This is a genomic window from Marivita sp. GX14005, assembly GCF_023370775.1.
Classification (GTDB): Bacteria; Pseudomonadota; Alphaproteobacteria; order Rhodobacterales; family Rhodobacteraceae; genus Marivita.
The window spans coordinates 235,343-257,605 of the sequence record NZ_JAMCCQ010000003.1; the positions used below are offsets into that span (position 1 = coordinate 235,343).

Below are 22,263 nucleotides of genomic sequence, written 5' to 3' on the forward strand. Positions count from 1 at the left end.
GTGACGTAGAATCTATATCCACTTGCGCGGTTCAGTCGATAAGGAATTCGCCTTTTGCGGGCGGACCGCTGGATTGCCGGATGATGAGTTCCGGCGCGCAATCGATGCCCGGGACAGGCTCCGCACCGGGAGCGGTGATCATCGCGGCAAGCAGCTGCCCGGCCTTGCGGCCGATGCGACGAGCCGGCAACCGAACCGTTGTCAGCGCGGGTTCGATCTCGGACGCGCCTTTGAAATCGCCGATTCCGACGATGGAAATATCGCCCGGAACGTCCAGCCCGCTGGCCTGCGCGGCATAGAGCGCGCCCATCGCGAGAATGTCATTGCCGCAGATCAACACGGTTGGTCTTTGGGTGCCGGCGAAAAGGCGCGTGGCGTCCTCTTTCGACTCGGAAATGCTGTAAACGGTCGTCAGCTGCCAGGGTTCGGGAACGGCGATACCGGCCGCCGCCAGAGTCGCGTAGACGATATCGCGCCGCGCAAGCGCGCGGTCGTTGCCGTCGGTCGGGGGAAACATGCACGCCACACGCGCATGACCGAGCGCGATCACATGCTCCGCAATCATCCGTCCGGCCTCTTCGTTATCAGCGCCGATGGACGGGTAGCGCGCGCCTGCGGCGTAGTTCCACATCAACACACACGGGATTTGCTGGCTGTCGATCAACTGGAACACCGCCGCGTCATGGTCGAGCCCGGTCAGCACCACGCCATCGACCCGGTGTTCGAGGAACTTGCGCAGGATCGCGTATTCGCGCTCCAGATCATAGCCATGCGAGGCCAGAAGGATGGTGAACCCCTGCTCGGCCACCGTATCCGAGAAGGCCTGCACGACCTCGGCGAAGATCGCATGATCGAGCGTCGGGATCAGAACGCCGATGGTCGCAGAGCGAATCCCATGGATCGTCTGCGCGGCGCGATTGCGGATATAGCCGGTCTTCCGAACCGCCGACTCGATGCGCTTGCGGGTCGCGGGTTTGAGCAATTCGGGATGGTTGAAATAGCGAGATACAGTCGATGCAGAAACGCGCGCTGCCTTTGCAACAGCGATGATATCGGCTTTTTTCGACTTGAATTCAGGCATTTGGAACCCGTTTCGACAAAATTTATGAAAACATTTGCAATACTATTTTCATGACTTAGCGTAACTGTTCAAGCCTGAGTTCGGGAGGCATGGGCGAGATGGATTTTCTGTTCTACATGGGCGACGTCTTCAGCCCGATCAATTTCGGGCTCTTGATGCTGGGAACGATCGGCGGCCTGATCCTCGGGGCGACACCCGGTCTTTCGCCGACGATGGCGGTGGCGCTGCTCATTCCGTTCACGTTCCAACTCGAGCCGCAGCAAGGCCTGATCCTGCTCGGCGCGGCCTATACCTCGACCGTCGCGGGCGGCGCGGTCAGTGCGATCCTGCTCAAGATTCCCGGCGCGCCGGCAAATATCGCCACGACGCTCGACGGCCATACGATGGCGCTGAAGGGCGAAGGCGCAAAGGCGCTGCAACTGTCCTTCCTCGCTTCGGCCATCGGCGGGGTGTTCGGCGTGCTGCTGCTGATCTTCCTCACCCCGGTGCTGGCGCAATGGGCGCTGGCCTTCGGGCCGTCGCATCTGTTCTGGCTCGCGATCCTCGGGGTGACGGTGATCGGCACGCTCGATTCCAGCTCGGTCGTGAAGGGTCTGCTTTCGGGCTGTATCGGACTCTGGCTCGCGACCATCGGCTTTGACGACATCATGGGAGCGCAGCGGTTCATCTTTCACCCGGCGGTCAGCGGCGGGATCAACGTCATTCCCGCGCTGATCGGGCTTTTCGCCATTCCACAGGTCATCACGATGTTCACCAAGGGCCGCTCCAGCGACGATGCGGAGGTGATCGGCGTCAAGAAACATCCCATCCGCCTTGCCGTTCTCGAAGTGCTCAAGCGCCGCACGGCGCTGGCGATCGGAACGATCACCGGCTCCGTCATCGGCCTGATCCCCGGCGTCGGCGGGCAGATCGCGGGGCTTGTCGCCTATGACCAGTCGCGCAAGGCCAGCCGCGAAAGCGCGAAATTCGGCACCGGGCACAGCGAAGGCGTGATCGCGGCGGAAAGCGCCAATAACGCGATGGTCGGGCCGTCGCTGGTGCCGCTTCTGACGCTCTCGATCCCCGGCTCGCCGACGGCGGCGGTGCTGCTGGGCGGGCTGCTGATCCACGGCATCTTCCCCGGCCCCGATCTGTTCATGAACTATCCGCAGGTCGCCTGGACTTTCATCGACTCGATGCTGATCGGGCAAATTCTGATGTGCATCTTCGGGCTCTATGTCGCCGGCCTTGCCGCCAGCGTCGCGCGGGTGCCGCATGGCGTGATGGCGGCGGTCGTGCTGGGCCTTGCGGTCTTCGGCAGCTACTCGGTGCAGAACTCGATGGGCGATGTCTATGTCATGGCCTCGCTCGGCCTTGCGATGTATTTCCTCGAACGCTTCGGCTTCTCGGCAGCCCCGCTCGTGCTCGGCCTGATCCTAGGCCCGATCGCGGAAGCGAACTTCATCCAGGGTTCGATGATCGCCGACGCCACCATCGGAAAGACGGCCTATTTCTTCACCGGATGGCTCAACTGGCTGCTGATCGGGATCGTTCTGGCCTCTGTGGGCTACTCCATCTGGATGGAGTTGATGCACCGCCGCTACACCACGAAGGACGACGCCGTCGCCAAGGAGGAAGCCCTGTCATGACCGACCTGCCGCGCAGCCAGCATATCGTCGCCTCGGGCCTCGTTGCCGCCATCGGCATCGCCATCGCCTGGGTCAGCTTCACCCAGGAACCCGCGCAGGCTTTCGTCTTTCCGCGCCTCATATCCTCGATTTTCGCCGTGCTCGCGGTCTGGACCTTCGGCAAGGCACTGATGGGCAAGACGAAGGTCGGCAACGGGATCAGCGCGGCGTCGATGCGCAAGATGCTGCCGGGGCTGATCGTGGCCATCGTCTATGTCTTCTGGGCGGCGAAGTTCCTCGGCTTCTACACCGCCACGGCAATTGCTTTTTTCGTACTGCTATCGCTCTATGATCCGGCGCCGCATACGGCGGCGAAAAGCTGGATCAAGCGCATCGCCATCACCGCCGGGTTCATGGCGGTGATGTATGGTCTCTTCGCGCTTTTGCTGAACGTGTTCACACCGCGAGAGATCCTTTTCTGAATCGCAACAGCGACAGGCTCAACCCAAGGGAGGACAAGATGAAGACATGGATTGCAGGGGCCGCGATGGCTCTGGCCGCGATGGCCGGAATGGCGCAGGCGGACGGGCATGGCGATTACCCCGAACGGCCCGTGATGCTGATGGTCAGCTACGGCGCGGGCGGCGCGACCGATTTCCAGGCGCGCATCGTGACGATGACCGCCGGCAATGAGGATGCGCTCGGCGTTCCCATCGCCATCGTGAACCGCCCCGGTGCCGGAGGCCGCGTCGGCTGGAACTGGCTGGCGAGCGAAGCGGATGCCGATGGCTACACGCTGGGCGCCTATAACGTGCCGCATTTTATCGCGCAGTCGATCGAAGGCGGCGTGTCCTATTCAACCGACAGTTTCGAGCCCATCGCCAACTGGGGTGCCGATCCGGCGGTCTTCGTCGTCGGCGCGGACAGCGAGTTCAATTCGATGGAGGACGTGATCGCCTATGCGAAGGAAAACCCCGGCGGGCTGACCTTTTCGGGCGCGGGGCTCTTTGTCGGGCATCATATCGCAGCGCTCCAGCTTGAAAAGGCCGCCGATGTGAAGATGGCCTATATCCCGAACAACGCCGGCGGCGCGGGCGCCATGCGGGCCGTGATCGCGGGCGAAGTGATGGGCGGGGTCAACAACCTGTCCGACGCGTTTCGCGCGCAGAACGCGGGCAATGTGAAGATCCTCGGCATCTTCGACACCGAACGCAGCGATTTCCTGCCCGACGTGCCGACGATGCAGGAACAGGGCTACGATATCGACAACGCGTCGGTGAATTATCGCGGCGTCATGGTGCCCAAGGGCACGCCGCAGCCGATCATCGACCATCTGGCCGAAACCGTGCCCGCGATGTTCGACAATGACCGCGTCAAGAGCCGCATGGAGGCGGGCGGATCGCCCATGCGCATCATGTCACGCGACGAGGTGATCGAGATGTGGGCGGCCCGCGAGGAAACGCTCAAGGAGCTTCTCGCCGGGCTTTGATGCAACAGCGCGGCGCCCAGAGGTGCGCCGCGCGCCATGAACGCAGGACCAAAGACATGAACACCGTCGATCCCATCACCGAGGTTGAAGCCATCGTCGCGCGCGCCCGCACCGCGCAGGCCGCGTTCGAACGGGCCGGATCGCAGCGCGCCTATGACCGCGCGGCGCAGGCTGCGGCCTGGGCGATCATGGAACCGGCGCGCAACCGGCATCTGGCGGAACTCGCGGTCGAGACGACCGGGCTCGGCAATGTGCCGGACAAGATCACCAAGAACCACCGCAAGACGCTGGGACTGATGCGCGACATACGCGGCGCCAGGACCTATGGCGTGGTCAGGGACGACCCGGCAACCGGCATCACCGAAATCGCCCGCCCGATGGGCGTGATCGGTGCCGTCGTGCCCTCGACCAATCCCGGCGCGACGCCGGCCAACAACATCATCAACGCGCTGAAATGCGGCAATGCCATCGTCGTATCGCCCTCGCCAAAGGGCGTGCCGACCTGCGAGGCGCTTCTGCGCTATATCCATGCCGAATTCGACAAGCTGGGAATCGACCGCGATCTGGTGCAGATGATCCCCGGACGCGGCTCCAAGGAAAAGACGCAAAGGCTGCTTGAGATCTCGGATCTGATCGTGGTCACCGGAAGCCAGAACAACGTCAGGCGCGCCTATACATCCGGCACCCCGGCGCTCGCCGTCGGCGCAGGCAATGTGACCGTCATCGTCGATGAAACCGCCGATCTGGCCGCCGCCGCCGAGAAGATCCGCGCCTCCAAGACCTTCGACAACGCGACCTCCTGTTCATCGGAGAACGCCGTCGTCGTCGTCGATTCCGTCTACGACGCCTTCGTCGCCGAAATGAACGGTCACGGCGGAGCGCTCGTCTCGGACGAACGGCGCGTGACCTCGCGGCTCTGGGTCAAGGGACATCTCAATCCAGAAGCCATCGCGCAGGATGCCGGAAAACTGATCGATGCGCTCGGCCTGACCGGCGACGTGCCGGAGGGCACCGAATATATCGCCGTGGAAACGAATGGCATCGGCCCCGACCATCCGCTGTCGGGCGAAAAACTCAGCCGCGTTCTCGCGCTCTACCGCGCGCGCGATTTCGACGATGCGGTGCGCCGGACGCGCGAGATCCAGCTTCACCAGGGCGCGGGCCATTCCGTCGGGCTGCACAGTGCGGACCCGGAGCGCCCGATGACGCTGGCCCACGCGATCCCGACCAGCCGGGTCATCGTCAATCAGGCCCATACCTTCGCCACCGGCGGCGCGTTCACCAACGGGATGCCGTTCTCGCTCTCCATGGGTTGTGGCTCGTGGGGCGGCAATTCCATCGACACGAACCTGCATTGGCGCCATTTCATGCAAACCACGAAGATCGTTCGGGAAATTCCGCCGAACGAGCCGACTGTCGAAGAGATCTTCGCCGATTACTGGAGCGAGGCTGGGAAATGATCTTCGACAGGGCGGTGCCACCCGAAGGCACGGTAAGGGATTGGCTCGATGCGCGCGCGCAGACCGCTGACACGGCCATCGTCTTCCCGGAAAACGGCGATACCCTGAGCTGGCGCGACTTGCGTGATGAGGCCCGCACCGTGGCCGAAGGTCTGATCGGGCTTGGCATCGCGCAAGGCGAAAGCGTCGCCATCGTGCATCCGAACGGGCGCGAAGGCGTGCTGGCGCTCTATGCCGCGCTCTATGGCGGGTTTCGCGCGACGATGATCAACCTTGCAGCCGGGCCGGATGCGATGGGCTTCGCGCTCCATCACAGCGGCGCGCCCGTGGCCTTCGTTCACGCGTCGCAAACCGATCTGATCCGCTCCATCGCGCCGGACGGGCTGCGCGTGCTGACACCGGAGATGCTGACCGAGCGCCGGGAAATCCCGCCCTTCGATAGCGGCGCACATGCGCTCTTGATGTATACCTCCGGCACCACCGGTCAGCCCAAGGGCGTCGTTCACAGCCATGCCAGCCTTCTGGCCGGCGGCTGGACCACCGCCATCGCGCATGAGCTTTCGCCAAGGGATCGCGGATTTTGCGTGCTGCCGATCTATCACATCAACGGGCTTTGCGTGACGGTCATGGGCGCTCTGGTTTCCGGCGGATCGCTGGGAATGGTTTCGCGCTTCTCCGCGCGCAACTTCTGGGATCAGGCGGACAGCGCCGGGATCACCTGGTTCTCGGTCGTGCCGACGATCATCAGCCATCTGCTGCACAGCAACACGGAGCCGAGCGCGGCTGCCCGCACCCGGTTGCGCTTCGGCCGCTCCGCGTCTTCGGCATTGGCCGTAGAGACGCAATCTGCCTTCGAGGAGCGTTTCGGCGTGCCGATCATCGAAACGATGGGGCTGACGGAAACAGCGGCACAGATCCTGTCGAACCCGCTGCCGCCCGGCACCCGCAAGATCGGCTCTCCCGGCATCGCTTACGGCAACGAGGTGCGGATCCTGGCTTCCGATTTGACCCCTGCTCCGCCCCTTCAGGAAGGCGAGATCGCCGTGCGGGGGCCGAATGTAATGCTCGAATACCTGGACAATCCCGAGGCGACGGCAAAGACCTTTGCAGGAGACTGGCTGCGCACCGGCGATCTGGGCCATATCGATGAGGACGGCTATGTGTTCGTGACAGGCCGGCTCAAGGAATTGATCATCAAGGGCGGCGAAAACATCGCCCCGCGCGAGATCGACGAGGTGCTCTATTCCCAGCCGGACATCATCGAGGCCGCCGCCTTTGGCCGCCCCTGCGCGAGCTATGGCGAAACCATCGAAGCCGCAGTCGCCGTGCGCCCCGGATCGAGCCTGTCCGAAACCGCGCTGATCGAGCTTTGCGGACAACGGCTCGGCAAGTTCAAGGCGCCCGACTGCATTCATTTCCTCGACGAGTTGCCCAAGGGACCATCGGGCAAGATCCAGCGTCTGAAACTGGCGGGCATGATCGAACCGCGTATCGTCAACCAACGCTCCAGCGCTTGAAATTTTGCGCTATCCCACTGTTTCGAGACGAGGATCTTCCTTGCCAACGGAGCACCGGATCAAACCCGAGGAAACACGCAACCGCTTTACGCTTCCAACTCCGCGTCCCAGTAAAGGAAATCCATCCAGCTATCGTGCAGATGGTTGGGCGGGAATTTACGGCCCATGTTCAGAAGCTCCTGCGCACCGGGCCGTCGGGGCGGTTTGCGCAGGGACAGCCCGGCGCGCCGCAGGCTTTTCGACCCCTTGCGCAGGTTGCAGGGGGCACAGGCAGCGACGACGTTTTCCCAGGAGGTGATCCCGCCGGAAGCGCGCGGGACGACGTGATCGAAGGTCAGATCGCCCTGCGCGCCGCAATATTGACAGCGAAATTCGTCCCTCAGAAAAAGATTAAAGCGCGTGAAGGCCACGCGCTTTTGGGGTTTTACGTAATCTTTCAGCACAACGACGCTCGGTATCCTGAGCGTCATCGAGGGGCTTCGCACCACCTCGTCATATTCGGCGACGATATCCACCCTGTCGAGGAACGCCGCCTTGACTGCATCCTGCCAAGGCCAGAGCGACAGCGGATAATACGACAAGGGCCTGTAATCCGCGTTCAGCACCAACGCCGGGTGGTGCCGCAGCGCACCTGGCTCACGCACGAATGCCGTTCTGAAATTGCCGTCCATCGAACGCCCTGTCTCCCGATCGTCTGTCCTTTGGAGGCATCAGGGCGAGCGCGTCACCCCGCTACCGTAAACCGACTATATATCGCGGAGGGCATCCGGCAACCCTCTAAATGTGCATAAACCGCCCGCGGCTCACACCCGATTTTGCGCGACGGCTCATTCCGGGATCGAGAACACCTGTCCGGGATAAATCAGATCGGGATCGCGGATGCGGTCCCGATTGGCTTCAAACACTTTTACATAGGCCGGTCCTGCGCCGTATCGGTCGCGCGCAATGGCCCAGAGCGTGTTTCCCGGCTGCACCGTGACTGCCTGCACCGGCAGCCCCGCGGGTTCGACGGCGGCCAGGATCTCCGGGTCGGCCCGCTGGAACGGGCTTTCGACGCGGGATGTCACTTCGCCCGTGTCATCCACCGCATCGACGCGCAGTGTATAGGTGCCGCTATCGACCTGCGGCAGGTCGGCGCGCCAATGCCCGTCCGTGCCGATTTGGGCCGTGCCGACGGATCGATTGTCGAGATAGATCCGCGCGAACCCGTTGGCATCGCCGCGACCGCTCAGTGTGACCGTCGCCGCGTCCTCGTAGCTGATCGCATCGAGCGCGATCTGGCCCGAAGCGGGCAGCGCGCCGGGGCTCTGCAGCACGTCGATCCCCTCCTTGCTCGACAGGATCACGGCCGGCACGGGCGGCTCCGCCTCCTCGGCATTCAGCGCACTGTCGGTTTCGATCTCATGCGCGGGCGTTCCGATCAATCCCTCAATATCAACCACCTCGGCAGGCGCCGCGCCGACCTCCGGCAACTCGGGCGCGGCGCCGGACGGAGCAAGTATCACGCGGTCGCGGCTTTCCCATCGCGATTCCCGCTTTAGCGAAACAAGGCTGATCTCGCGGGGCGCGGAGGCGAAGGGCAGATCGAGGAAGGCGACGAACTTGCCCGTTCCGTCCACCGAGGCCGATCCCGCCTCCAGACCATCGACCATGATGAGAACATCGCTCGCTCCGGGCGCCGATCCCGCGATCACGGTTTGTCCATCCGGTGCGGCGCGCACCACGTCAAAGCCCGGAGCGACCTGCTGCGCTGATGCTGGCGGCGCTGGGGTGGGCTGCGGCGTGGCAGCCGGTTCCGGCGCAACGGCAACGGCTTCCCGATCCGGCATCGGGACCGGCACGATACGCCCGGTGAGATAAAGCAATACGGCAACGCCGAGCGCGACGGCCATGCCGCCCAGCATCCACCCTGTTTTGCCTCGTGCCGCCACGTCCGCATTACACTCCGAAAATTTCCGTCAGGGCGAGTATACACCATGAGCGGTTGAGAGAGGGTAACAACGCGGATATGAGGTGACAATTCCCACGCTCTTCTCAGGACGACGCCTCATGTCATTGAAATCCATATGTGTCTATTGCGGCTCACGTTCCGGAGCGAACCCCGCCTTCGCCCGCGAGGCCGAGGCTTTGGGGCGCGGTATCGCCGGCGAGGATTGGCGGCTCGTCTACGGCGCGGGCGATATAGGGTTGATGGGTCTGGTTGCGCGCGCGGCGCAGACCGCCGGGGCCGATACGTTCGGTGTGATCCCGACCCATTTGCTCGATCGCGAAGTCGGCAAGAGGGATTTGAGCCGCTTTGTCGTGACCGAGACGATGCACGAGCGCAAGAAGGTCATGCTGATGAATGCCGATGCCATTGTCATGTTGCCCGGCGGGGCCGGATCGCTCGACGAATTCTTCGAGGCGTTGACATGGCGGCAGTTGGGACTGCATGCGAAGCCGATCGTCCTGATGAGCGTCGATGGCTATTGGGACAAGCTGCTGGAGCTTGTGCGGCAGGTCGTCGATCAGGGCTTCGCCGATGCCTCGCTGCTCGATTTCGTCGAAACGACGATTTCGGCTTCCGACACCATCCGCGCCCTGCGCCGTGCCTTGTCCTGACGGAACGCGCTGGCCGAATAGAGCGCCAGTGCCGTCCAGATCAGCGCGAATGCGGCGAGGTGGACCGCGCCGAACGGCTCTCCGAAGATCGCCACGGCGACGGTGAATTGCAGCGTCGGGTTGATATATTGCACCACGCCGACCGTCGCCATCGCCAGCCGCCGCGCGCCATAGGCGAAAAGCATCAGCGGCATGCCCGTCAGCGGGCCGGAGAACATCAGCATCGCGCTTTGCACCGGATCGGTGCCATAGACCCCGCCGCCGCCCATATGGACCGCGCCCAGCCAGGCAAGCGCAATGGGCGCAAGCAGGAACACCTCGGCCGTGACGGACACGACCGGGCCGAGATCGAGCCGCTTTTTCAGCACACCGTAGAAGCCGAAGGTCGACGCCAGCACAAGCGGCACGAAAGGGACGATGCGCAGCCCGAATGTCAGCGTCAGAACGGCGGCCCCGGCAAGCCCGACGGCGACCCATTGAGCGCGTGACAAGCGCTCGGAAAAGAAGACCCGGCCGAAGAGCACCGCGACGAGCGGGAAGATATAATAGCCCATCGACGCTTCGGTCGCGCGGCCGATCTGGATCGACCAGATGAAGAAGAACCAGTTGGTCGAGATCGTCACCGCCGCCAGCGCGATCACGCCCAGCGAAGCGCGGCCGGTCACGGCGGCCCAGAGCGCGGAGAGCCGCCCCTGCACCATCAGCACGCCGGAGAAGAAGACCAGCGACCAGAGCGTGCGATGGGCCAGAACCTCTGCCGGAGGCACGTCGCTGAGCGCCTTGTAGAAAATCGAGGAAAGGCCCCAGGTCACACAGGCGGTGACAAGCGCGAGAACGCCCTTCTGAGCCTCCGTCATCGCGCGGCTCCCTCAGAACGAACGGCTGGCTGTTTTAAGGTCAAAGCGCGCCAACCCGCTCCAGAACGCGCCGCACCGCCTCCACCTGATCGGAGACGAGCGGGGCTTGCGGGTGGGCCGGATCGCCGCAATCGAAGCCCTGCAGCTTCAGCCCCGCCTTGACCGCACCGGCAAGGTTGAATTTCGCGAAGACCTGATTGACTGCCCAGAGCTCACGCTGCAGTTCCATCGCCTCGGCCCATCGGCCCGTCTCGCAAAGATCGAAAAGCCGCACGCTTTGGCGCGGGATCAGGCAGGACGGGCCGGCGAGCCAGCCGCGCCCGCCGATCAGCATGACCGCAGTTGTGATATGCGACGACGCGGCGAATACACCGATCCGGCCTTCTGTGCGGTTGAGGACCGACAGGAGCCGCCCTGTATTGGTCGAGGCATCTTTCAGAAACAGGATGTTGGGGTGATGCGACAGCTGATCGATCGCGTCGAGCGACAGATCGGATCGCTGGAAGTTGGGGTTGGTGTAGAGCGTGACCGGCAGGTCGGTCGCATCTGCGATGGCCGTGAAATACGCGACGACGCCCTTTTCGGAAACCGGGAAATACGCTTCCAAGACCGCCAATATGCCGTCGGCCCCCTGCGCCGCCCATGCCTTGGCCTGCCGCACCGCATCATGCGTCGCAGTAGCCGCGACCCCGGCGATCACCGGCACGCGCCCCGCCGCAGCCTCCACCGTCGCGGCGACGACCCGTTCCTTGGCCGCAAAATCCAGATAGGCGAATTCCCCGGTCGAGCCGAGCGGCGTCAGCCCGTGAACGCCCGAGGCGATGAGATGCCGCGAAAGGCGCTTCAACGCGGCTTCGTCCACGCCGCCGCCTGATGTGAAGGGGGTCGGCAGGTAGGGAACCACGCCGCGAAGGGTGCGAAGATCATGCATCTGGCCCATCTCCATTTGTGCGGATCATGTGCCGATCCCTACACCGAAAAAGCCCCGCCGGAACAGCGGGGCTTCTGGTTACGGTCAAGCGGCTCAGGCTTTGGACAGCCGCTCCGCCACGTTTTCCCAATTGACGAGGTTGTCGAGGAAGTTGGTCAGATAGGCCGGACGCTTGTTGCGGAAATCAATGTAGTAGCTGTGCTCCCAGACATCGCAGCCCAGAAGTGCCGTTTGATCGAAGCAGACCGGGTTCACGCCATTCTCGGTGTTCGTCACCTTGAGCGAGCCGTCCTTGTCCACGACAAGCCATGCCCAGCCCGAACCGAACTGGCCGCCGCCGGCTGCGGAGAATTTGTTCTTGAACTCATCGACCGACCCGAACGCATCCTTGATGCGACTTTCGAGCTCACCGGGCATCTTGTGCTCGTCGGGGCTCATCATCTCCCAGAACTGGTTGTGGTTCCAGAGCTGGCTGATGTTGTTGAAGATACCGCTTTGCGCCACCGCGTTGGGATCGTAGGTGCCCTTGATGATCTCTTCGAGCGACTTGCCTTCCCATTCGGTGCCTTCGATGGCTTTGTTGCCATTATCGACATAGGCCTTGTGGTGAATGTCGTGATGATATTCGAGCGTTTCCTTCGACATGCCCTTGGGCGCAAGCGCATCATGGGCATAGGGAAGGTCGGGAAGTTCGAAAGCCATTGGGTGTCCCCCTTTCAAGGTATGTCACAGTACATGGGGCCATAGGTGGAGCGATGGCGGGGCAAGGTCAAGCTCGCTTTGCCGACTGCCGCCCGTCAGCGGCCCTCTTGAGTGACAACGCGTCAGTTGGCGAAATGGTTCACCGCCGCGTTTTCATCCGCCGCGGAGCTCAGGATGCCGAACATATAGGCCGCGACCGAGCGGAAGCAGACCACGCGCGCCGTGCCGGCATCGTCCATCCAGAATGCCGCCGCCACCTGCGCCATCCGGGTGCGCCGCACCTCGCCCGGCTCGAAGGTGCCGGGGCTCATGTCGACCGGCGCGAGCTTGGCCAGAACCTCGCGCAGCGCGCGGCCCTTGAGGCGGAACACCGACCGTGCATCCGAGGTGTTGACCACCAGCGCGTGAACATCCGACAGCTTGGCCGCCAGATCATCCGCCAGCTTTTGAGCCTCGTCATAGTCGCAGAGCAAAAGCGCCTCGTCCGGCGACATCCAGAGCGCGCCCTTGCCGTCTGCGAAGGCGGTGCCGCGCTGGCCCGGCATATCTACGCCGAACACCTCCCGCACTGGGCCGGTAATCGCTGTGTCGCCCAGATCGCCGCGCAGGGTGATCATACCCTGCCCGGCCAGTTCCTCGATCTTCACCAGACCGTCGAAGCTCGCGCCGCCAAGCGCCAGTTGCACGTCAGACATTCTGCTTTTCTCCTTCGCGGTCAAAGAACACCGGATCGACGATCTTCGCTTCAACGGTGCCGCCATCGCCCTTGGTGAATTTCAGCACATCGCCCATCCGGTCCGGCCCGTTCAGCACCAGACCCATCGCGATACCGCGCCCGAGCGTCGGGCTGTGATAGGTTGAGGTCACACGCCCTTCGGTTGCCGCCTGCCCGTTGGCATTGGTGCCGGGCGCGACGGCATAGGCGCCATCGGGCAGAACCGAGCCGTCAAGCGTCTCCAGCCCCACCAGTTTCCAGCGGCGCGGATCGGTCATGTGGCTGCGGGCTTGCGCGCGTTTGCCAAGGTAATCCTCTTTCTTTTTCGAGATCGCCCAGTTGAGACCCAGATCCTGCGGAATCACCGTGCCGTCGGTTTCGTCGCCGATCATGATGAAGCCCTTTTCGGCGCGCATGATATGCAACGCCTCGGTGCCGTAGGGGGTGATGTTCCACTCTCCGCCCGCATCCAGCAGCTTGTCCCAGAAGGCGCGGCCGAGATTGGCGGGCGTTGCGATTTCGAAGCTCAGCTCGCCCGAGAAGGAAATGCGGAAGATGCGCACCGGGAAGCCGCCCAGCGTGCCGTCGGCCCAGCCCATGAAGGGCAAAGTCTCTGCGCTGACATCCATGCCGCCCAGCTTTTCAAGCAGCTTGCGCGCGTTCGGGCCGACCACGGCAACCTGCGCGAACTGCTCGGTCGCGTTGACGGTCCAGACTTTCCAGTCCCACCATTCGGTTTGCAGCCATTCCTCCATATGGGCATGGATACGGTCCGCGCCGCCGGTGGTGGTGTGGCACAGGAACGTATCCTCATCGAGCCGCGCGACCACGCCGTCATCGGTGAGAAAGCCGTTCTCGGTGCACATCAGCCCGTAGCGGCATTTGCCGGGTTTCAGGGTGCTCATCATGTTGGTGTAGAGCATGTCGAGGAACTTGCCCGCATCCGGCCCCTTGACGATGATCTTGCCCAGCGTCGAGGCGTCGAGCAGCCCGAGGCTCTTGCGCGTCGCGTTCACCTCGCGCTGCACCGCGTCATGCACGCTTTCGCCGTCGTTCGGGAACGCATAGGGGCGGCGCCAATGGCCGACCGGCTCCCAATGCGCGCCCTTGGCGTCGATCCAGTCATGTATCGGCGTGCGGCGAAGCGGCTGGAAGATGTCGCCGCGCGCCTCCCCGGCGATGGCACCGAAGGAGATCGGGGTGAAAGGCGGGCGGAACGTGGTGGTGCCGACCTGTGGAATGTTCTCACCCAAAGCATTCGCCAGCGTCGCCAATCCGTTGATATTGCTGAGCTTGCCCTGATCCGTCGCCATGCCGAGCGTGGTGTAGCGCTTGGTATGTTCCACCGATTCGAACCCCTCGCGGGCGGCCAGTTGCACGTCGGAGACCTTCACGTCGTTCTGGTAATCCAGCCAGGCCTTCGAGCGCAGCTTGTAATCGGCCCCCTTCGGCATCATCCAGACCGGGGTGATTGGCGCTTCGTCGGGCGCCTCGCCCTTCGCGGCCTCGCCAGCCTGTTTTTCGAAGCCGGCACGACCTGCTGCGCTTTGTCCGGCAGCGGCGGCGTTTTCGAGCACCTTTGCGAGAGCCATTTCCCCATCGGCGCTGCCTGCGGGGATCACGAATGCCTCGCCATCCGCACCGGTCGGCGCGCGTTTGGCATCGGGGCGGAACGCGGCCTGCGCCTCGTCCCAGGTCAGCTTACCGCCGCAATGGGACCACAGATGCACCACCGGCGACCAGCCGCCCGACATGGCGACCGCATCGCAGAAGATCTCCTCCTCGACCGTGCCATCGCCCGATTGCTTGCCGCGCAGCACGCTGAGCACGCGTTTCATGCCCTTGACCTTGACCACCGCCGCATCGAGCTCGACCCGGATGCCCAGCGCTTTTGCCTCCTCCATCAGCGCGCCGCCACCCTGCGGGCGCGCATCGAGGATCGCCGGCACGTCGAGCCCGGCCTCGACCAGCGCGATGGCGGTGCGGTAGGCATCGTCGTTGTTGGTAACGATTACGGTACGCTCGCCCGGGGCGACACCGTAATTGACAAGATAGTCGCGCGCGGCGGAGGCCAGCAGGACTCCGGGGACATCGTTGCCCGAAAAACAAAGCGGTCGTTCGATCGCGCCCGTCGCGGTGACGATCTGCTTGGCACGGATGCGCCAGAGCCGATGGCGCGGGCCGGGCGTTTGCGGGGCGTGATCGGTCAGGCGCTCATAGCCCAGGACATAGCCGTGATCGTAAACGCCGGCGCCCATCACCCGGTTACGCAGCGTGACGTTCGGCATCTCCTGCAGCGCGGCGACCGCCTCGGCGACCCAGACATCGGGAGCCATCCCGTCGATGGTCCCACCATCGACCGGCGCGCGGCCGCCCCAATGGGCGGTCTGCTCCAGCAGCAGCACCTTGGCCCCGGCCCGGCCAGCGCTCAGCGCGGCCTGAAGCCCCGCCACGCCGCCGCCGATGATCGCAACATCCGTAAAGGCGTAGAAATGCTCATAGGTATCGGGATCGCGCGCATCCGCCCTGGGCGCCTTGCCGAGACCGGCGGAGTGCCGGATGATCGGCTCGTAGACATGTTTCCAGAAGGCGCGCGGCTGGATGAAGGTCTTGTAGTAGAACCCCGCCGGCAGGAACCGCGACAGCGAGTTGTTCACCACACCGATATCGCGGTTCAGCGACGGCCAGTGGTTCTGGCTGGTCGCCTTGAGGCCCGGGAAAAGTTCGGTCGTGGTGGCGCGCTGGTTCGGCTCCAGCCGGTCGCCCTCGCCCAGGTTGACCAGCGCGTTCGGCTCTTCCGAGCCGGAGGCCACAACGCCACGCGGGCGGTGATACTTGAAGCTGCGCCCCATCAGCATCTGGTCATTGGCCAGAAGCGCGGAGGCGAGCGTGTCGCCCTCAAAGCCTGTCATCCGTGTGTTGTTGAAGCTGAACGAGATCTGCTTGCCACGGTTGATCAGGCGGCCATGTGTCGAAAGTCGGGTGCTCATGGGTCAGACCTCGGCGCTGGCGGAAGCGTCGGAGCCTCCGGCGGGGATATTTTTGGCAAGAAGAAAGATCACGCGATGTCCCTCCACTCGAAGCCGGGGCGCTTGTCGCGAATCTTTTTCAGCAGGTCTTCGGGCGGCTCCAGCGTTTGCGCGCTGTAGGTGCCGAAAACTTCGAGCGTCACCGTATCGCGCGCGGCGTGGAACCACTTGCCGCAGCCATTTGCATGGCGCCAGCGTTCGAAGTGAACGCCGCGTGGGTTTTCGCGCTGGAAGAGGTAGGTCTGGAACTCTTCATCGGTCGAGCCGGGGCCGAAGCGCTTGAGATGCGCCTCGCCGCCGGCATGAAGTTCGGTTTCCTCGGCGGCCACGCCGCAATAGGGGCAGGTCAGGAGAAGCATGTCGCGCCTCCCCCGGCCTGCGGTTCGGTTGGACGGTCAGTCGACGACAGGAGGCTCAGTCGCGGGTTCCTCGACCACGGGCGCGTCGATGGCCGCTGGCGCCGCAGGCTCCACGCCCGTGCCGTCCGCGGACATGAAGAGCCAGATGCCGATAAGCACGACGACGACGGCTCCGACGATGATCCAGACTGTATTTCCCATTGGCCTCGCTCCCTTTGCTGCGATGCACGGAGGGTGGGCTGCGCGGCGCGGCTTGGCAACTGCACGGCCCCGCCGGTCGGCAGGGCTTCGCCGGAGGCATCGGCGGAAAGCTGCGCTTGGTCGGTGCGGAATGTCATTTGGTGATTGCCGTTTTGGAGGGTGCGCTCGCGCTCCTGCTTAGAGCGGAAAATATCTTCGGACCCGTCCAAGTGCTGCCACAACTTTGTGCGAACACCCATGTTGCTTGGTTCTACGCGGTTCATATGCCTTACATTCTTGAACATTTGCTTTTCGAGGCCCTGATATTTGGTCTGTTCTGGGTTATTTTTCGTCGTTGCCAGAGCAAACTGCGTAAGTCGAAAGGCGATGGGGGCGGCATTAGAAACGTCGATTATCTGAGCAGCCGTTTCGACGATGATGGGCGGTAAGCGGTCGGGAACCTTCATGAAGCTGGCCATCAATGCGCGACCCCCGCTGCAACGGATTCGTCGATGAACCGGCCTTCGGCGAAGCGGTTCAGGCCGAAAGCGTCGGTCAGGGGTGAGTGGCCCTTTGCCATCAGTTCGGCGAAGCCGAAGCCCGAGCCCGGGATCGCCTTGAAGCCGCCTGTGCCCCAGCCGCAATTGATGAAGCAATTGCCGAGCGGCGTTTTGGACAGGATCGGCGAGCGGTCGCCGGTGACATCGACGATGCCGCCCCACTGGCGCAGCATTTTCAGCCGCGAGATCATCGGGAAGGTCTCGACCAGCGCACGCACGGTTTCCTCGATATGGTGGAAGGAGCCGCGCTGGGTGTAGTTGTTGTACCCGTCGGTACCGCCGCCGATGACCATCTCGCCCTTGTCGGATTGGCTCATGTAACCATGCACGGTGTTCGCCATGACGACGACGTCCATGCAGGGCTTGATCGGCTCCGACACCAACGCCTGCAGCGCGACGCTTTCGATCGGCAGGCGGAAGCCGGCCATATCGGCCAGCACGCCGGAATGGCCGGCGACGACGATGCCGAGCTTGTCGCAATCGATCTCGCCTTTGGTGGTGCTCACGCCCTGCACACGGCCATCCGCTTGGCGGATGCCGGTGACCTCGCATTTCTGGATGATGTCCATGCCCATGTCGGAGCAGGCGCGCGCATAGCCCCAGGCGACGGCATCGTGGCGCGCGGTGCCGGCGCGGTCCTGCCAGAGCGCGCCCAGAACGGGATAGCGCGGCCCGTCGATATTCATGATCGGGCACAGTTCCTTGACGCGCTGCGGGCTGATGAATTCGGTCTTCACCCCCTGCAGCGTGTTGGCATGCGCGGTGCGCTTGTAGCCGCGCACCTCGTGTTCGGTCTGCGCCAGCATCATCACGCCGCGCGGCGAATACATGACGTTGTAGTTCAGATCCTGGCTCATCGTCTCGTAGAGCGAGCGCGATTTCTCGTAGATCGCGGCGGAGGGATCCTGCAGGTAGTTCGAGCGGATGATGGTCGTGTTGCGCCCGGTATTGCCGCCGCCCAGCCAGCCCTTTTCGAGGATCGCGACGTTTTTTATGCCGAAGCGCTTGCCGAGGTAATAGGCGGTGGCGAGCCCGTGGCCGCCCGCGCCGATGATAATGACATCGTATTTTTTCTTCGGCTCTGGCCTGCGCCAGGCGCGCTCCCAGCCGGTATGGTGGCGGAAGGCTTCGCGGGCGACGGCGAATGCGGAATAGCGTTTCATATGGCGCGACTCAAAGCTGGATCGGGTTCTGATCCCATCTGCCTTATTCCGTCCCCTCGCCTGCGTTGCGGCGGCGGCGTATTTTCACGGGTTTGCGACATGTCGGTTTGTCACGCCGTCTTGGCCTTTTTTTGCGCCGCATGACGCGATACATGGCAGGGGGCAGCTTGAGGATACCCGTTCGATGACCTTTTTCTGGATCGCCAGCATTTTCCTGGCCCTTGCGATGGCCGCGCTTCTGGTGCTGGCGCTCATGCGCACACGGCACGATGCCGCACCGGCCGAAGCGTTCGATTTGCAGGTCTATCGCGACCAGTTGCAGGAGGTCGACCGCGACCTGCAGCGCGGCGTGCTGTCGGCTGAGGATGCCGAGCGGCTGCGCACGGAAATCTCGCGCCGAATCCTGGCGGCGGATGCGAAGCTGCAGGCCAAGGGCGGCCGTGATACTGCGCCGCGCGGGCTCGGTTGGGCGATGTCGGTGCTGATCGTCTGCATCGTTCTGGGGGGCAGCTTCGGGCTTTACGCGATGCTCGGCGCGCCGGGTTACGGCGATCTGGCGCTTTCGGCGCGGATCGAACGGGCCGAGCAGGCGCGCGAGGAGCGCCCGTCGCAGGCGGAGGCCGAAGCGCAGGTTCCGGCGTCGGCCGCGCCGGAGGTGCAGCCCGAATATGCAGAACTCGTCGAGCGCCTGCGCGCCGCCGTGGCGGAGCGGCCGAACGATATTCAGGGCCACGTCCTGCTTGCCCGGTCCGAAGCCGCGCTGGGCAATCTGCAGGCCGCCTATGCCGCGCAGGAGCGGGTTCTCACGCTCAAGGGCGACGGCGCCAGCGCCGCCGATTATGCCGATCTGGCCGATATGATGATCCTGGCGGCGGGCGGTTATGTGTCGCCCGAGGCCGAGCGCGCGCTGGAGGCGGCGCTTGCGCGCGATCGCAGCAACGGGGTGGCGCGCTACTACACGGGTCTTTCGATGGCGCAGACGGGGCGGCCGGATGTGGCCTTTCGCATCTGGGATACGCTTCTGCGCAGTTCGCAAGCCGATGACAAATGGGTCGCGCCGATCATGGCGCAGATCGAGGAAATGGCCTATCGCGCCGGCGTGAACGACTATCGCCCACCGGAATTCGCCGCCACCACAGCTCCCGGCCCCAGCGCCGAGGATCTGGAACGCGCCGAGGAGCTGAGCCCCGAGGACCGGCAGGAAATGATCCGGGGCATGGTCGCGCGCCTGTCGGACCGGCTGGCGACCGAAGGCGGCACGCCGGAGGAATGGGCGCGGCTCATCTCCTCGCTCGGCGCCTTGGGCGACGAGGCGCAGGCGATCGCGGTCTGGAACAATGCGCAGGAGGTTTTCGCCGACAATCCCTATGCGCTCGAGATCGTGCGCGATGGCGCACGCAAGGCCGGGCTGACGATCTGAGATGATCCACGACGATATCGCCGAATTCGCCGCCGCGCTGCCGCCGATGCGCGCCATTGCCGGGCTCGATCTGGGCACGCGGACCATCGGCGTCGCGGTGTCCGACGGGATGCGTTCGGTGGCGACGCCGCTCGAAACGATCCGGCGGCGCAAGTTCGGACAGGACGCGCAGGCGCTTCTCGCGCTGCTGGAGGCGCGGCGGATTGCCGGGATCGTGCTCGGCCTGCCGCGCAACATGGATGGCAGCGAGGGGCCGCGCTGCCAATCGACGCGCGCCTTCGCCCGCAACTTCGCCGCGCTCTGGGACGGGCCGATCGCGTTTTGGGATGAACGACTCTCGACCGTGGCCGCCGAACGCGCGCTACTTGAGGCGGATACGTCCCGAAAACGTCGCGCGGAGGTGATCGACCATGTGGCGGCGTCCTATATCCTGCAAGGGGCGCTGGACCGGTTGCAGTATATCGGATCGCAAGGATGAAGGGGACCGAGCCTGTGAAGGACGACATCTGGCAGCGCGACGAGATCGAAAGCCCCTGCGTGCAGGTCTGCGTGATCGAGCCTGAAAGCCGGCTTTGCACCGGCTGTCTGCGCAGCATAGACGAGATCGGCGCATGGCCAACCATGACACCGGACCTGCGCCGCGAGATCATGGCCGAGTTGCCGTCGCGCGCCGGAACGCTGACCAAGCGGCGCGGCGGGCGCGCGGCGCGGCTCAAGCGCCGCGGCGCATAGGAAAAGGCCGGAGCGACAGCCCCGGCCCATCTTCACTTCGGCGCAGCCAGCCTTGTCTCAGTCAAGCTCCAGCACGCAGGTGCAGAATTGCTTGGCTTTCCAATGCGCCTTCTTGCTGACCGGCACGTTGTAATGAATCTGGTATTTGTCATCGAGTGTCACGCAGCATGCCGTCACCTCGCTGACATCCTCGGGCACGGATTTGCAGAAATTCCGGCCGAGGTAATACATGTCCTTCTGCACATCGGCTGTGAACATCGCACGGCGTGCGCCGGTCTCGTCGGTGACGCATTTGACCATCGGCGTGCAGGGTTTCGGCTTGGGCTTGGCCGCCACTACGGGCACGCGCCGCTCGGTTTCCTCGTCCTGATCGCGCGGGCGCTCCGGGCGCGTCGGCCGTTCCGGCCTCTCGAAGCTCGGCTTTTCGTAGCTCGGCTCCTCGGGCGGCAGATCCCGCGCCAGTGCCGGGGCCGCGATCAGGGCGAAAATCAGCAGGGCTAGTCTCATATCGTTTCCCTCATGGGACCGCGCGGGGCGCGGCAAGAAATCAGTATTATCCCTTGCGCGCCGCAGGTCGACCGCCCGGAGCGCGCTCGGCTTTCAAATTCCGGCGCCCGATCAGGCCGCCGCGTCGGGTTGCGCGATGGAGACACTTTCCACCACAAGAATCTGGTCGAGCGAAACCGTTCCCGCACCCGACGCGATGCGCGCGACGGTCTGGCCATTGGCCTGCACCAGAGTGTCGCCGTTGTCATCATCGGTTTCAAGGTCGATGGACGTATCCGCCGAGGTTCCCACCGGCACGGAGACGATCACGACCTCATCCTCCTCCAGATCGAAGATCCGCGGCGCGTTGGCGGGATCGACCCATGTGCCGGTGTAGAAAATATCGGCCCCGTCCTCGCCATAGGCGGTATCGCCGCTGCCGACATGGATCTCGTCGTCGCCGTCGCCGCCGATCAGCGTATCGGGATCGTCGAGATCGCGCGCCTCGGTCACGTCGTCATTGTTGCCGTCCCAAACGCCGAACAGCTGATCGTCGCCCTCATCACCATCGAGGAGATCCGCGCCCGCCTGACCGACAAGGGAATCGTCGCCTTCCCCGCCCGACAGGCTGTCATCGCCATCGCCGCCGAACAGCGTATCGTTCTGCGCGCCGCCCGTCAGGGCGTCATCGCCGGTTCCGCCTGACAGCACATCCACCCCGGTGTGACCATCGAGCGTGTCGTCGCCTTCATCGCCGAACAGGGTGTCGTCGCCATGGCTGCCGAACACCTCGTCATCACCGCTGCCGCCGGCGACCAGATCATCGCCCGGATTGCCGTTCAGGCTGTCATTGCCCTCGCTGCCGAAGACCTGATCGTCGCCGTCGCCGCCCAGAACGACATCGTCGCCTTCCTGACCGTCGAGGATATCATCTCCGCCAAGCCCGTTGATCACGTCGTCGCCCGCGCCGCCGGCGATGGTGTCGGTGCCGTTGCTGCCGGTGATGGTGTCCGCACCGTCTGTGCCGAAGAACACCTCGTCAGAGCCGCCCGGCACCTCGGTGCCGTCGCCGGTATCGCCCCCGTCTTCGGACTCGCCCCCTCCTCCACCGGAGCCGCCGCCGGATGTGGAATCGTCATCGTCATCGCCGCTATCGGCGAACACGGAGGCGGAAACGCCCAAGAGCACGAGGGCCAGAATTGCTGCGATTTCCATAGCACGTTCATCCCGAAATAACCGATTTGAGGTCAATCTACCGGTTCGGGCCGCAGCGTTCATAAGGAAATCGTTAATTCAGCCGATATTGTGCGGCGATCAAAAACAGTTCCACAAGGTCCGCCGGTATTGTCGCCATTCCGCATCGGGATTGTGACG

At 64.0% G+C, this 22,263-nt stretch carries 23 protein-coding genes; 10 read left to right on the forward strand and 13 right to left on the reverse strand.

Annotated elements, in window-relative coordinates; genetic code table 11:
- Window positions 1-31: 31 nt before the first annotated feature.
- Window positions 32-1,081 carry a LacI family DNA-binding transcriptional regulator gene (locus M3465_RS11345; protein ID WP_249501859.1) on the reverse strand — a complete coding sequence of 350 codons (1,050 nt, stop codon included), beginning with the start codon at window positions 1,079-1,081 and terminating at the stop codon, window positions 32-34.
- A gap of 98 nt (window positions 1,082-1,179) precedes the next feature.
- Between M3465_RS11345 and M3465_RS11350 the strand changes: the two genes are divergently transcribed.
- The 5 genes from M3465_RS11350 to M3465_RS11370 are packed head-to-tail and all read left to right on the forward strand — an operon-like array spanning window position 1,180 to window position 7,154.
- The gene (locus M3465_RS11350) at window positions 1,180-2,709 is read left to right on the forward strand and encodes a tripartite tricarboxylate transporter permease (RefSeq protein WP_249501860.1); all 1,530 of its coding nucleotides are present in this window, start codon (window positions 1,180-1,182) and stop codon (window positions 2,707-2,709) included.
- Window positions 2,706-3,170 (forward strand): tripartite tricarboxylate transporter TctB family protein, encoded by a 465-nt coding sequence (locus M3465_RS11355; protein WP_249501861.1) that lies wholly within the window; start codon window positions 2,706-2,708, stop codon window positions 3,168-3,170. The genes M3465_RS11350 and M3465_RS11355 overlap by 4 nt, the downstream gene beginning before the upstream one ends.
- Window positions 3,171-3,208: 38 nt before the next feature.
- Entirely contained in the window at window positions 3,209-4,177 is a 969-nt protein-coding gene (locus M3465_RS11360) for a tripartite tricarboxylate transporter substrate binding protein (protein ID WP_249501862.1), read from the forward strand.
- A gap of 56 nt (window positions 4,178-4,233) precedes the next feature.
- Window positions 4,234-5,637, forward strand: coding sequence for an acylating sulfoacetaldehyde dehydrogenase (gene sauS / locus M3465_RS11365; RefSeq protein ID WP_249501863.1), 1,404 nt, complete (start codon window positions 4,234-4,236; stop codon window positions 5,635-5,637).
- Entirely contained in the window at window positions 5,634-7,154 is a 1,521-nt protein-coding gene (locus M3465_RS11370) for an AMP-binding protein (protein WP_249501864.1), read from the forward strand. The genes sauS and M3465_RS11370 overlap by 4 nt, the downstream gene beginning before the upstream one ends.
- Window positions 7,155-7,240: 86 nt before the next feature.
- On the opposite strand, the gene M3465_RS11375 is transcribed toward M3465_RS11370, so the two are convergent.
- Together M3465_RS11375 and M3465_RS11380 are read right to left on the reverse strand one after the other, a co-directional pair.
- On the reverse strand, window positions 7,241-7,825 hold the full coding sequence (locus tag M3465_RS11375; protein WP_249501865.1) for an HNH endonuclease: 585 nt from the start codon (window positions 7,823-7,825) through the stop codon (window positions 7,241-7,243).
- A 156-nt stretch (window positions 7,826-7,981) separates the two neighbouring features.
- The gene (locus M3465_RS11380; protein ID WP_249501866.1) at window positions 7,982-9,046 is read right to left on the reverse strand and encodes a LysM peptidoglycan-binding domain-containing protein; all 1,065 of its coding nucleotides are present in this window, start codon (window positions 9,044-9,046) and stop codon (window positions 7,982-7,984) included.
- A 157-nt stretch (window positions 9,047-9,203) separates the two neighbouring features.
- Here M3465_RS11380 and M3465_RS11385 point away from each other — a divergent pair, with 157 nt between their 5' ends.
- A complete protein-coding gene (locus tag M3465_RS11385; protein ID WP_249501867.1) occupies window positions 9,204-9,755 on the forward strand; it encodes an LOG family protein in 552 nt (183 codons plus the stop codon).
- Here M3465_RS11385 and rarD read toward each other — a convergent pair.
- From rarD to M3465_RS11420, 7 genes are all read right to left on the reverse strand, one after another.
- Window positions 9,662-10,612: an EamA family transporter RarD gene (gene rarD, locus M3465_RS11390; protein ID WP_249501868.1), complete on the reverse strand. Its 951-nt coding sequence runs from the start codon at window positions 10,610-10,612 to the stop codon at window positions 9,662-9,664. The genes M3465_RS11385 and rarD overlap by 94 nt on opposite strands.
- A 40-nt stretch (window positions 10,613-10,652) precedes the next feature.
- On the reverse strand, window positions 10,653-11,543 hold the full coding sequence (locus M3465_RS11395) for a dihydrodipicolinate synthase family protein (RefSeq protein WP_249501869.1): 891 nt from the start codon (window positions 11,541-11,543) through the stop codon (window positions 10,653-10,655).
- Between the two features lie 93 nt (window positions 11,544-11,636).
- Complete coding sequence (locus M3465_RS11400) at window positions 11,637-12,245, reverse strand: superoxide dismutase (protein ID WP_249501870.1); 609 nt, start codon at window positions 12,243-12,245, stop codon at window positions 11,637-11,639.
- Window positions 12,246-12,367: 122 nt separating this feature from the next.
- Window positions 12,368-12,940: a sarcosine oxidase subunit gamma gene (locus M3465_RS11405; RefSeq protein WP_249501871.1), complete on the reverse strand. Its 573-nt coding sequence runs from the start codon at window positions 12,938-12,940 to the stop codon at window positions 12,368-12,370.
- The gene (locus M3465_RS11410) at window positions 12,933-15,950 is read right to left on the reverse strand and encodes a sarcosine oxidase subunit alpha family protein (RefSeq protein WP_249501872.1); all 3,018 of its coding nucleotides are present in this window, start codon (window positions 15,948-15,950) and stop codon (window positions 12,933-12,935) included. Before M3465_RS11410 ends, M3465_RS11405 begins: the two co-directional genes overlap by 8 nt.
- 68 nt (window positions 15,951-16,018) lie before the next feature.
- The gene (locus M3465_RS11415) at window positions 16,019-16,348 is read right to left on the reverse strand and encodes a sarcosine oxidase subunit delta (protein ID WP_249501873.1); all 330 of its coding nucleotides are present in this window, start codon (window positions 16,346-16,348) and stop codon (window positions 16,019-16,021) included.
- A gap of 36 nt (window positions 16,349-16,384) precedes the next feature.
- Complete coding sequence (locus tag M3465_RS11420; protein ID WP_249501874.1) at window positions 16,385-16,549, reverse strand: hypothetical protein; 165 nt, start codon at window positions 16,547-16,549, stop codon at window positions 16,385-16,387.
- On the opposite strand from M3465_RS11420, the gene M3465_RS11425 reads away from it, so the two are divergent.
- On the forward strand, window positions 16,549-16,977 hold the full coding sequence (locus M3465_RS11425; protein WP_249501875.1) for a hypothetical protein: 429 nt from the start codon (window positions 16,549-16,551) through the stop codon (window positions 16,975-16,977). The two genes, M3465_RS11420 and M3465_RS11425, sit on opposite strands and share 1 nt — an antisense overlap.
- A gap of 29 nt (window positions 16,978-17,006) precedes the next feature.
- Here the strand turns inward: M3465_RS11425 and M3465_RS11430 are convergent, their stop codons facing one another.
- Entirely contained in the window at window positions 17,007-18,251 is a 1,245-nt protein-coding gene (locus tag M3465_RS11430; protein ID WP_249501876.1) for a sarcosine oxidase subunit beta family protein, read from the reverse strand.
- Between the two features lie 184 nt (window positions 18,252-18,435).
- Here M3465_RS11430 and ccmI point away from each other — a divergent pair, with 184 nt between their 5' ends.
- From ccmI to M3465_RS11445, 3 genes are read left to right on the forward strand one after another with little or no spacing between them, the layout of a single operon-like run.
- Window positions 18,436-19,671 carry a c-type cytochrome biogenesis protein CcmI gene (gene ccmI, locus M3465_RS11435; RefSeq protein ID WP_249501877.1) on the forward strand — a complete coding sequence of 412 codons (1,236 nt, stop codon included), beginning with the start codon at window positions 18,436-18,438 and terminating at the stop codon, window positions 19,669-19,671.
- Between the two features lies 1 nt (window position 19,672).
- Window positions 19,673-20,149, forward strand: a complete 477-nt coding sequence (ruvX, locus tag M3465_RS11440) for a Holliday junction resolvase RuvX (protein ID WP_249501878.1) — start codon at window positions 19,673-19,675, stop codon at window positions 20,147-20,149.
- Complete coding sequence (locus M3465_RS11445) at window positions 20,146-20,403, forward strand: DUF1289 domain-containing protein (protein WP_249501879.1); 258 nt, start codon at window positions 20,146-20,148, stop codon at window positions 20,401-20,403. The genes ruvX and M3465_RS11445 overlap by 4 nt, the downstream gene beginning before the upstream one ends.
- A gap of 57 nt (window positions 20,404-20,460) precedes the next feature.
- Here the strand turns inward: M3465_RS11445 and M3465_RS11450 are convergent, their stop codons facing one another.
- Both M3465_RS11450 and M3465_RS11455 read right to left on the reverse strand, forming a co-directional pair.
- Window positions 20,461-20,910, reverse strand: a complete 450-nt coding sequence (locus M3465_RS11450; protein WP_249501880.1) for a hypothetical protein — start codon at window positions 20,908-20,910, stop codon at window positions 20,461-20,463.
- A 111-nt stretch (window positions 20,911-21,021) separates the two neighbouring features.
- Entirely contained in the window at window positions 21,022-22,104 is a 1,083-nt protein-coding gene (locus tag M3465_RS11455; RefSeq protein ID WP_249501881.1) for a calcium-binding protein, read from the reverse strand.
- Window positions 22,105-22,263 lie beyond the last annotated feature (159 nt).